This is a genomic window from Rufibacter sp. JT20002 (genome assembly GCF_056491185.1).
Genome location: NZ_JBSZJY010000004.1, coordinates 40,281 through 54,061 on the forward strand (window position 1 = coordinate 40,281; position 13,781 = coordinate 54,061).

A 13,781-nucleotide genomic window follows, 5' to 3' on the forward strand; every position below is an offset into this window, starting at 1 on the left:
TTAATTCTTTTACTAAAAGAAGAATCAAAGGTTTGAGTGCCTTTGTGTATCAGTAGAAACAGCAGGATTTTTATAATAAATGCCGGCTATCAAACTATTGCTGCTCTTTTATTGTATCTTTAAGTAATCGAGACGGCCATTTAGGATAACAGCGTTTCAATAACGTTGTTATGATTAACTCCCACGAATTTTGCAAAGCATTGCTAGAGCAAACCGGATTGAGTTTGTTTGCCTATGACACTGGCTCCAACCATTTCGTATACCTAAGCCCCACCTTCAGAGATATATTCAAATTACAAGAAGGCCAGTCAGACATTACTGCTCTTTTGCAGCAGGTGCACTCAGATGACCAAAAGCACGTCCTGGAAAAGCTAACCGAAGCCCGCGATCCAGGCATTTGCCCCGAAATTGAGTTCCGCATTCAATTAACAGGGCAGGAAGAGCAGTGGGTATGCCTTCGGCCTACCGTACTGGAGCAAAGCACCGGTGAGCGCCTCATTATTGGGCACGCAGAAGATACCTCTATCCAACGCCAGTACAACGACTACCTCAAGAAGTATTCTAATAAGAAGAACTCCGTCCTTAACATTCTTTCCCATGACCTGGCCGGGCCCATGGGCATGATTCATAGCCTTTCTGAAATACTGATAGAGCAATTGGGAGATAAAGTAGATGAAGAAGCCTTGGAGATCATTCATCTGATTGACAAGAGCAGTCAGAACGGCACCCGCCTGATTCAGGAGTTTATCAAAAAGGAGTTTCTGGAATCAACCAATACAGAGGTCATCACCCGGCGGGTGAACCTGGTAGAGAAGTTCAGGGAAACGTTGGTGGAGTACCAGCGAGTTGAAGGAAAAGTGTTGCCTGTGCAGTTTGAATTTATACCTGCCCAAGACGAAATCTACGCCCAGGTAGATGACAATAAATTTATGCAAGCCATCAATAATCTTATCTCCAACGCTATCAAGTTCACGCCAGACGGGGGGCGGATTACCGTTGGCTTGGAGGAGAAAGAAGACCATATTTCGGTAACAGTAGCTGATTCCGGAGTGGGAATTCCCGAGCAGTACCACGCCAATCTGTTTGAGGAGTTTACCAACGCCCGCCGTCCGGGCCTTAAAGGGGAGCCTTCTGTAGGGCTGGGCATGTCCATTATCAAAACCATTGTAGAATGGCACCGAGGACAAATCTCATTTGAGAGCTCAGAAGGCAAAGGCACCACCTTCTACATCTCCCTTCCAAAATCCTGATTCCTGCTTTCAAGGTACTTTCTGAAAAGTAAGCTTAAAGCCTGACTCGCCTCGTTGTTGGCTAATACTATTTCGAGGTTGACTGCTTAAACCCAGTTTTCATGCATTAGCTAATAGTTCTAAAAGCATCTAGAAGATTTACCTCTTTATCAGGGATTTTACCTGTTATTAACCATTCCAATTGCTTCAAATGTACACAGCAGAGACACTAAAAAACATTCTGCAATTATCCTCTAGTTTCAGTTAAATGCCTACAGTGAAAGCTATTATAGCTTATTTATAAAGCTTTCTATTTTTAACTATTTCAATAGGTTGTTTCTGCTGCTAAGCAGTTGGTTTTTAAGATGTTTATCCGAGACCAGGCGAAAAACACCTTGTATATAGCGTAATTACGAAGCTAATTTGCAGTAAATACGGTTTTTTAAGTGCATACCCCTATATTTCACCTGTTCTTCAACTCTCCCTTTCAGGCTCGCGTATTTTTCCAAAACTGGTAAATTATTTATAACAATTACCAGAACAGTTTTCTTAAACATCACTGAGCTTTTTGAGCATTGGCACTTAATCTTTAGTACTCTACTTAAGATTAGATTACCTGTTTTGCTATCATGAATGTGTCTAATTGCATGATAGATAAGGCATTGCTTTGCTCTGGTTCAAAAGTTAATACTAATGGAGAAAAGCGAAAATCTGAACCCTTGTTTCCCAGAAGTTTGGGCTGGTTTAGAGTGTACCGTAAACCGGGTAGGAGATGAATACCTGGACCAGATGCAATTGAACGGCCATGCCTTGCGCGAAGAAGACATTGCTTTGTTTGGCTCCATCGGGGTGAAAAAGATGCGCTATCCGCTGCTGTGGGAATTAACCGCCCCTAACGGACCCGCCACCGCTGACTGGACCTGGGGCGACCGCCGCATGCAGTTGCTGCAGGAACATAACATTACGCCTATTCTTGGACTTGTGCACCACGGCAGTGGCCCCATTCACACCAACCTGGCAGATCCGTCCTTCCCCGAGGGAGTAGCCGAATACGCCCGCGCTGTGGCAGAACGCTACCCATGGGTGGAGTACTTCACCCCCGTGAATGAACCGCTCACCACGGCCCGCTTCAGCGGACTGTACGGCCACTGGTACCCGCACGGCAGAGACGGCAAGACCTTCGGGTTAACCTTGCTGCACCAATGCAAAGCCACGGTGCTGGCCATGCGCGCCATCAGGGAAGTAAACCCCAACGCCAAGCTGGTGCAAACCGAGGACTTGGGCAAAACCTACAGCACCCCGCTGCTGGCCTACCAGGCCAAACTAGACAATGACCGTCGCTGGACCAGCCTGGACCTACTTACCGGTACCCTTACCCAAGAGCACTCCATGTGGCAGTACTTCGTGAACAACGGCATTCCAGAGGAAGACCTGCAGTGGTTCAGAGACAACCCGTGCCCGCCAGATATCATCGGTATCAACCATTATCCTACCAGCGAACGGTACTTAGATGAGAACCTGGCTGGTTTCCCGGAGTGGACGCACGGCGGAAACGGTATCCATGAATACGCCGATGTAGAAGCTTTGCGGGTGAAGACTGAAGATCCGGCCGGGTTCTATTCGGGCCACAAGGTCTTACTGCGCGAAGCTTGGGAACGTTACGGCTTGCCCATCTCAGTGACCGAAGTGCACATCTGCGGCGCCCGCGAGGAGCAGGTGCAGTGGTTTAAGCACGTCTGGGATTCCTGCACCAATTTGAAAAAAGACGGCGTAAACGTGGTGGGCGTGGCCGCCTGGTCTTTGCTGGGCACCTTTGACTGGGTGAACCTGGTGACCCGCGCCGATGGCTTCTATGAACCCGGTGTGTTTGACGTACGCGGACCAGTTCCAAGACCTACCGCCCTGGCCAAAATGTTGACCAAACTGGCCAAAGGAGAAGACTACGAGCACCCCTTGTTCCATCTGCCCGGCTGGTGGCAACGACCGGACCGTTATTTCTACCCCTTCACGGAAGAAGCGAAACACGCCGAGTTGTTCCTCAACCGCGAAGAAAACCGTTTTGGTCGGGGCACTAAGTCAGTGTGGCGCAACAACTGGAACCCCATCTATGAAACCGAAACCATTCCGGACGGTGATGGCCTCACGGAAAAAGAGGTGCGCCACTTGGAAGACACCACCCGGCCCATCCTCATCACGGGTGCCACCGGTACGCTGGGCAGCGCCTTTGCCCGCCTCTGCGAAGACCGCCACATTCCGTACCGGTTGGTGGGTCGCAAGCAACTGAACATCGCTGATCCGTTTTCCATTGAGCGGGCCATGAACTACTACAACCCTTGGGCGGTGATTAACGCGGCCGGGTACGTGAAAATTGATGAAGCCGAAGAAGACGCCGAAGCCTGTCATCTGGTGAACTCGCACGGCGCCATGCTGCTGGCTGCTACGTGCCAGAAACGTGAAATCCAGTACCTGACCTTCTCGTCCGATCTGGTGTTTGACGGCTTAAAGCAACAACCATACGTAGAGAGCGATGCCATGAACCCCTTGAACGTGTATGGCAAAAGCAAAGCGCAAGCCGAGAAATACGTCTTGGATATGAACCCCGAAGCGTTAATCGTGCGCACCAGTTCGTTTTTCGGGCCTTGGGATGAATCCAATTTTCTGACTCTCATGATCAACCAACTGGCCAAAGGAAATACGTTCCTCGCCCCGGAAGACATCATTATCTCGCCTACCTACGTGCCCGATCTGGTAAATGCCTGTCTTGACTTGTTGGTAGACGAAGAAGCAGGCATCTGGCACCTCACCAATGAAGGCGAGTTGTCCTGGGCAGACCTGGCCCGCAAAGCCGCCGAGATTGCCGGTCTGGACCCCGGGTTAATCCAGGGGTTCTCTGCCAATGAATTGCAAGGCCAACAGGCTCCACGGCCAAGGTACAGTGCTTTAAGCAGTGAACGCGGCCAGATACTACCGGCCCTGGACGATGCCCTGAACCGCTACGCCAACCGGATGAAGTGGGCCAACAGAATTGCCGTTAACGCTTAGGCGCCAAGCCAGGCTACGCAATAGATTTGTTTTCTCGTTGTTTTTTGATTGTTGATGTGTTGGTTTAGGAACACCTCTTCTGTAGCAGGAGGGGTGTTCCTTTTTTTACCGAATACTTACTGCTGCAGGCACAGTTGTAACGGTTTAAAACAGGATTTTATGAAAACAGGTCTGAAACGCCTAAGGCCAGATTATTCTTTTTCTTTTTCCTTTAGCCAATACCTGATGCCAAAAGAAAGGCTCATGATATCGGGGTAGCCGGGTACAAAAGAAGTGGAGAAATCGGCCCGGTCTGAGATGCGGTAGTTGTATTCAAACTCGCCGGCGTACCAAACCATTTTGTACTGCCATTTATCATCGGGGTCACCCCCGAAAAAAGAAGTAGACACGTTGTAGCCCTCCAACTCAGACCAATTGCGGCGGTACACCAGCGTGGGGCCGATGCCTCCATTTAAAGAGTGCCGGCCAACCTGAAAAACCACTGCTCTCACCCCCAGGTGGGTGAAACCGGCAAAACGCATGGCACAATCGGCGTAGAAGGCTTGGATGGCTTTCACCGAGAATTTGTCTTGCACAAAGTATTGCTCATAGGCAACACTGGCCCCAATGTTAAACACCAGGTACCCTTTTCCGTCGGGGTTCAGGGGCATCAGCTCGGCGTTGTCATCCCCTTTAGGGTGCAGGGTAATGCCAAAGTACTTGAAGTTAAGGTTTCGCTTGTACTGCGCCTGCCCCGCAAAGGACCCCAACAGGAGGAATGCAAGAACTATCCATCTAGTCATGTAATCCAAATATACGGCAGATGTAGGTTTTAGCTAAACTTACGCGTAAAACGGGTAAAAGGTACCCCCAAAGAATACCTTGGGGTTTACAAAGAGACAGTACTGATCATGGGTAGAACTACTGTTTATGGAGGAAGACTTTCCCTAAGTTTTAACCCAAGCCACTTTTTACACGCCTCCTTCTACTGAAAGGGATATAGGTCCGTTTAGAAACCAACTGGCTGTAAAGGCATTAGGCTTCTGCTTTATCTAACATGTTGGCGTTTCCTGTCAGGCCCGGCGCAAAAGGTGCCTAAATGACGATAAAAGGTGCTGATCTTGTAAGTTTTCTGCCTATTTTACGACAAATGTAGCAACATCATAGGCGCTTGCCTGTGGCTGTCTTAGAGGTTTACTTATTTATGCGACAATTTCTCAAGTTTGTACTGGCCACGTTTGTTGGCTTACTTTTATTCATGGTAGTGAGCTTCCTCATCCTGCTGGGCATTGCGGCCGCGGCATCATCTGGTGACGAAGTAAGCATTGCCGAAGGATCTGTGCTGGAGCTCAAGTTAGGCCAGCCCGTTGTGGAGAGGGCACCTCGTAGTCCTTTCGCTGAGCTAGGTTTGGAGGAAGTGTTTGGGCAGGAGGGAATTGGCCTGGACGAAATCAAAGCTTCCATTAAGAAGGCCAAAACCGATAACAACATCAAAGGCATTTTCCTGAACCTGGATCTGCTGCAGGCCGGCATGGCCTCGGTAGAAGAGATCCGTAATTCGCTTCTGGACTTCAAGAAATCGAAGAAGTTTGTGGTAGCCTATAGCGAGTTCTCCACCGAGAAAGCCTATTACCTGGCCTCAGTAGCAGATAGATTTTACCTGAACCCGCAAGGTACCATGGAGTTGAACGGGTTAAGTTCAGAGGTGATGTTCTTCAAGGGCACCCTAGAGAAACTGGACCTGCAGCCGTACATCTTCAAAGTAGGGGAGTACAAGAGCGCTGTGGAGCCGTTCATTCTGGACAAGATGAGCGAGCCTAGCCGTGAGCAGACCGCTTCTTTCCTGAACTCTTTGAATGATTTCATGCTGCGGAACATTGCTGTGGCCCGCAAAAAAGACTTTGCCTACCTTAAGAACGTGTCAGACTCCATGCTGGTGCACAACGCTCAAGATGCCTACCGCCTGGGTTTAGTGACGCACCTGGGGTACTATGATGAGGCCACCGACTTCATGAAAAGCAAAACCGGCACCAAGAAAGACAAAGAGTTGAAACTGGTGAACCTTGGAACCTACAAAAAGGTAGCTGACCCCGAGAAGAAGTCGGGTTCCTCGTCAAACAAAATTGCCGTGATCTACGCCTCCGGCGATATTGTGGGCGGCAAAGGCGATGACGAAACCATTGGCGGACAAGGCATGTCTGAAGCCATCCGCAAGGCGCGGTTGGACAAAAATGTGAAAGCCGTGGTATTGCGTATCAACTCGCCGGGCGGAAGCTCACTGGCTTCAGATGTGATCTGGCGCGAGGTGATGCTCACCAAGAAAGTGAAGCCTATTATTGCCTCCATGTCTGATGTGGCGGCCTCGGGTGGGTATTACATTGCCATGGCCTGCGATACCATTGTGGCGCACCCTACCACCATCACGGGTAGCATTGGCGTGTTTGGCATGATGGTCAACTCAGAGAACTTCCTGAAAAACAAACTTGGCATTACCACCGATCGCGTGAAAACCGGTAAGTTCTCTGACGTGCCTTCGGTGACCAGAGCCATGACGCCGTACGAGAAAATGCACATTCAGCGTGAGGTGGAGCGTATCTACGACGACTTCACCACCAAAGCTGCTAAATCACGGAACATGCCGGTAGCCGATCTCCGGAAAGTAGCCTCCGGCCGGGTATGGTCTGGCATTGAAGCCAAGCAACGCGGTCTGGTAGATGTGCTGGGTGGCTTGGAGCAAGCCGTGGCTATTGCCGCCAAGAAAGCCAAACTGAAGGAAGGCGATTACAGGTTGCGTTCTTTGCCGGCCCAGAAATCCTTCATGGACAACCTCATGTCTGACACCGAATCTCAGATGAGAACCTACTCCCTGCAAAAAGAACTGGGCGATATGCTGCCTTACTACCAGCAGTACAAACGTGTGATGCAGATGCAGGGCATCCAGGCCCGTCTGCCCTACGAGATAGACATAAACTAAGCAGAAGGAAACTACTGCTCCTCCTAAAAGGCTGCCTCAGGGCAGCCTTTTTTGTTTTTGAGGCTGTTTTGGCGATCTGTTTTAGCGATTTTTTACGACCTTGCCGCTCCCTACATGAACCCGTTTAGGGGCTGTTTCGCTTGAAACAGGCCTTAAACCATTTACTTAAAGAACTATGATCACAACCCTGCAAGAAGCCTCCCACTTTATTCGTCAGAAGACAAATCAATTCCAGCCTGATTTCGGGATTGTATTGGGTACCGGATTAGGTGCTCTGGTGCAAGACATTCAGATTGCCTTCAGCCTGGACTATTCCGACATTCCGCATTTTCCTGTTTCAACGGTAGAGAGCCACTCTGGTAAACTGATCTTTGGGGAATTAGGTGGCCGAAACGTAATGGTGATGCAAGGTCGGTTCCATTACTACGAGGGGTACAGCATGGAGCAGGTGGTGTTCCCTATCAGGGTGATGAAGTTGCTCGGCGTAAAGAAACTGTTTGTCAGTAATGCCGCCGGGGGGCTTGATCCCGAGTTCAACACCTCAGACCTGATGGTGATTACCGACCATATCAGCCTTTTGCCTACTAATCCGCTTATCGGGGAAAACATGGACGAGTTGGGGCCGCGCTTCCCAGACATGAGCGAGCCCTACAGTGAACACATGGTGCAACAGGCCCTGGAGATTTCAAAGACTCATAACCTGAACGTGCGTACCGGGGTGTATGCGAGTGTGCCGGGCCCCATGCTGGAAACCAAAGCCGAATACCACTACATCAGAACCGTAGGCGCCGATGCCGTGGGCATGAGCACCGTACCCGAGGTCATTGCCGCCGTACACATGGGCATGCCGGTGTTTGCCGTGTCCGTGATCACAGACCTCTGCGTGCCTGGTAAAATCAAGAAGGTAGTACTCCAGGATATTTTGGAAGCCGCTGCCAAAGCCGAACCCAACATGACTTTGCTTATCAAAGAGTTGATCAAACGCCAGGATTAAGCAGAGGTGTAAGGCTTCATTATAACCTAGATTAAAAGAGAAGCGGCTCTGGATACATTCCAGAGCCGCTTCTCTTTTATACCAAATTAGATCTGTTTCTAAGATTCCTGATTTAGGGCTGATTTCTTCAAAACACCTTTAAAGTTATGCCTACCCTTTGCAGCCAAATCGCCTTTACTTGATGATCAGTTCCTTGGTTTGGTAATTCAAATGGGTGAATACGCCAAAGCCACCGGCCACGGTAGATTTGATACTCACCGGCTGGGCAAATGGGTTTCCGTTAGCCCTTCGGGCATCTTCCACGCTGCTTACAAAATTGTAGTACGTTTCATCTAAGTGGAATAGCTTAAGGGTAAGAGTATCGCCGCGGTCAAAGCGGTAAGTGGTGGTGTAGGTGATCTTCTCGCCGTTGCGCAAACGGTCATTGACCTCGGCATCTAACTGGCTGTCCAGACCAGTGCCTACACTATCTTTCTTATGAGCCAGAAGCCGGTAAAAGTTCTTTATGGCGGCATCGTCTTGCCAGCGCACCATTAGGTAGGCTTCCTGGCTTTCCTCGGGTTTGCTGTTGAATTTGTAGCCGGCACTGTCAATAGGAACGCTCGCCAGAACGGTGGTAGTGCCGGTCACCCTGCGTCCCTTAGGGTCAGTAACCACTAAGTTGAAGACATCGCCGGGCACACTGGTAACTAGGGTAGGGTTGAAGTGCGTGTACACTTTTTCCATAGCCTCATCCACAATGAGAGTGTCTTTCAGGACTATGGGCTCCCCGTTGTTCTTGGTGATGGTGACGGTAGCGCCTTCCACCAAAAGCGCTTCAGGACCGGCAAAATAGCTGGATGATTCTGACAAAGCCAGGCGCATGGGTTGCCCATCCTCCAGGTAGCACTCCACGACCATTTGGGGCGGAATATCTGGTAATTTTACCTCAATTTCCTGCTCCATGTCACAAGAGGTCACTAGGCCTGCCAGTAGGCACAGGAACAAAACAGATCGTATGAAAGCGGGAGTACCCATTAGAATTTAAAGTTATAGGTGACCGAAGGAATAACTGGGAACAGAGAGACCTGTTTGGCGACAAAGCCTGTGATTTGATTATTCTCTTCGTCTTTAATGGTTTCAAAATAGACAAAGTACGGGTTGCGCCGGTTGTAGGCGTTGTACACACTGAAGGTGAGATCTGAGGAGCCGCGTTTAGGGCGTAGTTTGTAGACCAATCCCAAGTCCAAGCGATGGTAGGCCGCTAACCTAAACGAGTTGCGCTCTGGGTACACCGGGATCACGGTATAGTCTTCGCCGGGCACATCCTGGAAAATAAACCGTTGTACCGGTAAAGAGTAGGCATTACCGGTGCCGTACACAAACGTGGCCGTGGCACTGATACGTTTGCTCACCTCCTGAATGCCCACTATTGACAGATCATGACGACGGTCAAAGCGGGTAGGAAAGGTCTTGCCGTTGTTGATATCAGGGAAGGTACGGTTAGTCCAGGATAGGGTGTAGCCAATCCAGCCGGTGGTCTTGCCTTCTTTTTTCTCCACGTAGAACTCCTGGCCGTAGCTTTCGCCGGTACCAAAGACAAACTCCTGCTCCAGCTCGGTGTTCGCGAAGATCTCCGCGCCGTCGCGCAGGTCCAGCTGCCGAGCCATTTTCTTGTAATAAGCCTCAGTGCTGAACAGGTATTTGCCTTTGTGCAGTTTAGTCAAGCCAATGGTGTACTGGTCAGAGCGCTGAGGACGCACCCCTGGGGTTGACGGATACCAGATGTCGGTGGGGAGGGAGGCACCCGAGTTGGAGATCAGGTGCACGTACTGGAACATGCGGGTGTAGTTGGCCTTTAAGGTGAGCGTCTCCGAGAAGCGATAGCTGGCTGCCGCCCTAGGTTCCAGGCCCAAAAAGTTCTTGCCGTTGTTCAGGAAACCCGATAGGCGAAGTCCGTAACTAACCGTAAACGTCGGGCTAAAGGTCCAGTCGTCAGAGGCGTAAATTCCGTATTCCTGCCCTCGGTACAGGTTGCCGGCCCCCACGTTCACTGATCCGTCCTGGCTGTTCGCCTCCAGGCGGCCTACCACAAAGCGGTGGTTCGTCACCGATCCGCCAAAACGGAGGTGGTGCTTTTCTGAAGAGATGTACTCAAAGTCTGACTTCAGGGTGAGGTCGGTGATGTTGGAGGTCAGGCTGAAGGAGTAAATGTCCAGCTGGTTTTTGATCTCGTATTCGTAATTAGATGCCGAAAACGTGGTGTTCACGAAAAAGCGCGGGGAGTACTGGTGCACCCATCTGGCCGAAGCCACCCGGTTGCCCCAATTGAAATTGAAGTTGAAATCCTCGTCGTTGAATTTGAAGAAATCGCGGCCGTAGTACCCACTGATGAAAAGGCGGTCGTTGGGCCCTAGTTCAAAGCTGGCTTTCGCGTTGAAATCATAGAAGTAATAATCGGGGATGGGGCTCCAGTCTGGGTCGTTTTCCTGGGTTTTGTTGATCATGCGGGTGAACACGTCCACGTAGGTGCGCCGCCCCGAGATCAGGAAAGAGGATTTGTCTTTCTGGATTGGGCCTTCCACAGTTAGACGGGAGGCAATCAGGCCAATCCCTCCGGAAACGTCGTTTTCTTTGCGGTTACCTTCCCTCAATTTCACATCCAGCACGCTGGAAAGCCTTCCGCCAAACTGCGCCGGGAACCCTCCTTTGTACAGTTCCACACCCCGAACGGCATCTGGGTTGAACACACTGAAAAAGCCAAACAAGTGGCTGGGGTTGTATACCAGGGCATCATCCAGCAGCACCAGGTTCTGGTCATTGCTACCGCCTCGCACAAACAACCCGCTGCTACCCTCGCCGCCGCTCTGGATACCGGGTTTCAACTGCAGGGTTTTGATAATGTCTACCTCGCCAAAAAGGGCCGGCAGTAGCTTCGCCTCACGGGACGAGAGCGTTTCCATGCTCATTTGGGGTGAGGTCAGGCGCTCCTGGAAGGTATTGCGTTCAGATTCTACCACCACTTCGCCCAGTTCGTTTGAGTTCTCCTGCAGTTCTACGTCCAGGCGGGTGTTTCTGCTCAGGGTTACTTCCCTGGTAACCGTCTGAAACCCAATGTAAGTGAACTGAATCTGGTAGGTGCCGGGAGCCAACCGTAAGGTGTACACTCCATTGGTATTGGTTTCCACCCCATTGGTAGTACCCGCCACCGCCACAGTTGCCCCGATCAGGACTTCACCGGAAGCAGCCGACCGAAGGGTACCCCCCAAGGTTACCCGGTCCTGCGCCTGTATGAACCACAAAGGCAGGAAAAGCAGAAGCGAAAAGAGGAAAAGGAACCGTTTGATTTCAGGACCCTGAAAAGGAATATGTCTGTAGAGGTGATGCACGCTGAATGTGGTCAGATTTAAAACATAACGCCCAAACCCCTGATATGTTTTCAAAGGTTTGTGGCTACGCTTCCTTAAAGATACTACATAAAAATCAACAGAGCTGCTTGACGTAAGTGCCTTGAGTTCTGAAGCTTTCTTCTTTAAGGAGTCAGATAAACATAGTAATGCCCGTTTTGAGGAAGTTTCTCTTAAAACAACTCCAAAACGGGCATTGCAGGTTGGTTCATCCTTACAAGTTAGAGTACAACCAGGCTTGTCTCAAGGCTAATTGCGCCGGGGTAGCATTGGGGTCTGGGGTAAGCAGGTGAGAAACAGTTTCCTCAGCGGCTACTAAGTTGGCTTTCAGCACCACCGGTTTTACCGTTCCGTTCGCATCTTTCCGTCCAACGGTTACCGTCAACGGACTGCCTTCCTTGCCGTTCATCACGTGCTTGTTGATGAGGTCTGTGGCGTTGCGCAGGTTCAGGTCTTCGCCGTTGATTTGCCAGATCTGGTCACCGGCCTGGTACCCTAATTGTTTCCCGAAGGCGTTCAGGTTCTCAATGCTGGCTACCATGAGGTGACCGGATGCCTGGTCATACCCGATGGTTGGTCGGCCCAGGGAAATGCGCTTCATGGTACCGGAAGGCTGGTACGTGATGCCTACTTTTCTGAATATTTCAGAATACGGAAGCGGTTCATTGCCCTCTACGTGACGGCGGAAGAAATCCCGCACTTCCGGGAACGTGAGTGCGGTGATCTTGTCAAATAACTCTTCGTCTTTGAAAGATTTGTCTTTGCCGTAGGTCTGGCTCAGGTCTTTCATCATGTTCCGGATGCCGTATTTGCCGCCGGAAAGCTCGCGTAGCTTGATGTCCAACGCCATGCCAATAAGAGCCCCTTTCTGGTACACGTTGCCGTATTCTTTCTCATGCTTGTCCAGCGCGCCTAAGCTGAGTTCGGTGAAGGCCAGGGCATCATTGTATTCCTGCTGCGAGGCAATGATCTTGTTCCGCATCTCCGACAGGAAATCAGGCAGCTCCGTTAGCTTTTGGTTTACCTGCACGTGGTGCGCGAAGTATTCAGTCACTCCTTCGTACATCCAAAGGTGCTTCGACATCTTCGGGTTGCTGAAATCAAAGTTCCCGATTTCTTCTGAGTGGATGTTAAGCGGCGTCACGATGTGGAAGAACTCGTGGGCCGAGATGTTTTGTACCTGTTCGGCCAGCATGGCCGGCGGCATTTCCGGGAAGTAATACACCGAGGAGTACGAGTGCTCCAACGCGCCGTACGCTCCGGTGCGGTTGGGTTTGTTGTCAATGTAGATCAGGAAAGCATATTTGTCTACGGGCAAGGTGCCGCCCAAATACGTTCTCTGTGCTTCCAGAATGGGTTTGATGTGCTCGGCCAGGTCCTTGGAACGGGCTCCGCCACCGGCGGCATAGGTAGAAATCAGCACATCGGCGTTGCCAACTTTCAGCATGGCCGTGTCTGGGCGGCTGTACAGCATAGGCGCATCTACCAGGTCATTGTAGTTCTGGAGCAGATACGTATCTGAGGTGGGGGTAGAGCTGGTGGCGCGCAATGGCGTGGCACCGTAGAAGTCCTGCGGTTTGTTCACCGTGATCTGGTAAGGCGCCTTCGTCATATTGGCGAAGTACCCGAAGAAACCGTGCGTGTTGATCAGGAACACCTTGCCTTCTTCGATATCAGTAGCGGCGGGCTCAAATACAATGTCCTCTTTCTTGGGCGTATCCCAGGTATCGTCTACCAGGTAGGTTAAGCGGGCCAGCTTCTTGGCTTTTTTTATTTTCCAGGTGTTCTGGTCAAGGCGTTCCACGCTCAGTTTCTTGCCTTTTTTGTCAAACGCATTGAAATCAGAAACAAACTTCCCGAAATCATAGACGGCATAGGTGCCCGGCACCATTTTAGGCATGTGGTACAGGACTTCGTCTTCTTTGAATTCAGGGGTGATCAGGGTTACCTGCAATTTATCGTCTTTCACTTGGGCCAGGTCCACGGAGAAACGGTAGGTGGGGGTGGCGTTATTTTGCGCCAGCAAAGGGGAGTGCAGGAGGGCGGCAAACGCCAGGGCCGCCAGTGATTTTTTGAACATATGTATCTTTAATAACTGAAATTGCTAAGAAAACGAAAGTTATCGGGTTTAGGTGCTTTCGCTTGAATATTCCTGCGTTCGCTTCCTGAAAACAGCT

The 13,781-nt window shown here is 50.6% G+C and carries 8 protein-coding genes; 4 read left to right on the plus strand and 4 right to left on the minus strand.

Annotated features, from left to right (window positions below; all coding sequences use genetic code 11):
- Positions 1-170 precede the first annotated feature (170 nt).
- On the plus strand, positions 171-1,250 hold the full coding sequence (locus ACW9SV_RS17105; protein ID WP_479557982.1) for a PAS domain-containing sensor histidine kinase: 1,080 nt from the start codon (positions 171-173) through the stop codon (positions 1,248-1,250).
- A 672-nt stretch (positions 1,251-1,922) separates the two neighbouring features.
- Positions 1,923-4,271: a family 1 glycosylhydrolase gene (locus ACW9SV_RS17110; RefSeq protein WP_479557983.1), complete on the plus strand. Its 2,349-nt coding sequence runs from the start codon at positions 1,923-1,925 to the stop codon at positions 4,269-4,271.
- Positions 4,272-4,462: 191 nt separating this feature from the next.
- On the opposite strand, the gene ACW9SV_RS17115 is transcribed toward ACW9SV_RS17110, so the two are convergent.
- Positions 4,463-5,053, minus strand: coding sequence for a hypothetical protein (locus ACW9SV_RS17115; RefSeq protein WP_479557984.1), 591 nt, complete (start codon positions 5,051-5,053; stop codon positions 4,463-4,465).
- A gap of 401 nt (positions 5,054-5,454) precedes the next feature.
- Here ACW9SV_RS17115 and sppA point away from each other — a divergent pair, with 401 nt between their 5' ends.
- Both sppA and ACW9SV_RS17125 read left to right on the plus strand, forming a co-directional pair.
- A complete protein-coding gene (gene sppA, locus ACW9SV_RS17120) occupies positions 5,455-7,224 on the plus strand; it encodes a signal peptide peptidase SppA (protein ID WP_479557985.1) in 1,770 nt (589 codons plus the stop codon).
- 175 nt (positions 7,225-7,399) lie between these two features.
- Positions 7,400-8,218 carry a purine-nucleoside phosphorylase gene (locus ACW9SV_RS17125; protein ID WP_479557986.1) on the plus strand — a complete coding sequence of 273 codons (819 nt, stop codon included), beginning with the start codon at positions 7,400-7,402 and terminating at the stop codon, positions 8,216-8,218.
- 174 nt (positions 8,219-8,392) lie between these two features.
- On the opposite strand, the gene ACW9SV_RS17130 is transcribed toward ACW9SV_RS17125, so the two are convergent.
- From ACW9SV_RS17130 to ACW9SV_RS17140, 3 genes are all read right to left on the minus strand, one after another.
- Complete coding sequence (locus tag ACW9SV_RS17130) at positions 8,393-9,163, minus strand: DUF4249 domain-containing protein (protein WP_479557987.1); 771 nt, start codon at positions 9,161-9,163, stop codon at positions 8,393-8,395.
- 71 nt (positions 9,164-9,234) lie between these two features.
- On the minus strand, positions 9,235-11,640 hold the full coding sequence (locus ACW9SV_RS17135) for a TonB-dependent receptor (protein WP_479557988.1): 2,406 nt from the start codon (positions 11,638-11,640) through the stop codon (positions 9,235-9,237).
- 178 nt (positions 11,641-11,818) lie between these two features.
- Complete coding sequence (locus ACW9SV_RS17140) at positions 11,819-13,684, minus strand: M61 family metallopeptidase (protein ID WP_479557989.1); 1,866 nt, start codon at positions 13,682-13,684, stop codon at positions 11,819-11,821.
- Positions 13,685-13,781 lie beyond the last annotated feature (97 nt).

Bases quoted from the DNA above. Each gene is read 5' to 3' on its own strand.
- ACW9SV_RS17105 (WP_479557982.1), top strand. From the start codon at position 171: ATGATTAACTCCCACGAATTTTGCAAAGCATTGCTAGAGCAAACCGGA.
- ACW9SV_RS17115 (WP_479557984.1), bottom strand. From the start codon at position 5,053: ATGACTAGATGGATAGTTCTTGCATTCCTCCTGTTGGGGTCCTTTGCG.
- ACW9SV_RS17140 (WP_479557989.1), bottom strand. From the start codon at position 13,684: ATGTTCAAAAAATCACTGGCGGCCCTGGCGTTTGCCGCCCTCCTGCAC.
- ACW9SV_RS17110 (WP_479557983.1), top strand. From the start codon at position 1,923: ATGGAGAAAAGCGAAAATCTGAACCCTTGTTTCCCAGAAGTTTGGGCT.
- ACW9SV_RS17125 (WP_479557986.1), top strand. From the start codon at position 7,400: ATGATCACAACCCTGCAAGAAGCCTCCCACTTTATTCGTCAGAAGACA.
- sppA (WP_479557985.1), top strand. From the start codon at position 5,455: ATGCGACAATTTCTCAAGTTTGTACTGGCCACGTTTGTTGGCTTACTT.
- ACW9SV_RS17130 (WP_479557987.1), bottom strand. From the start codon at position 9,163: ATGGAGCAGGAAATTGAGGTAAAATTACCAGATATTCCGCCCCAAATG.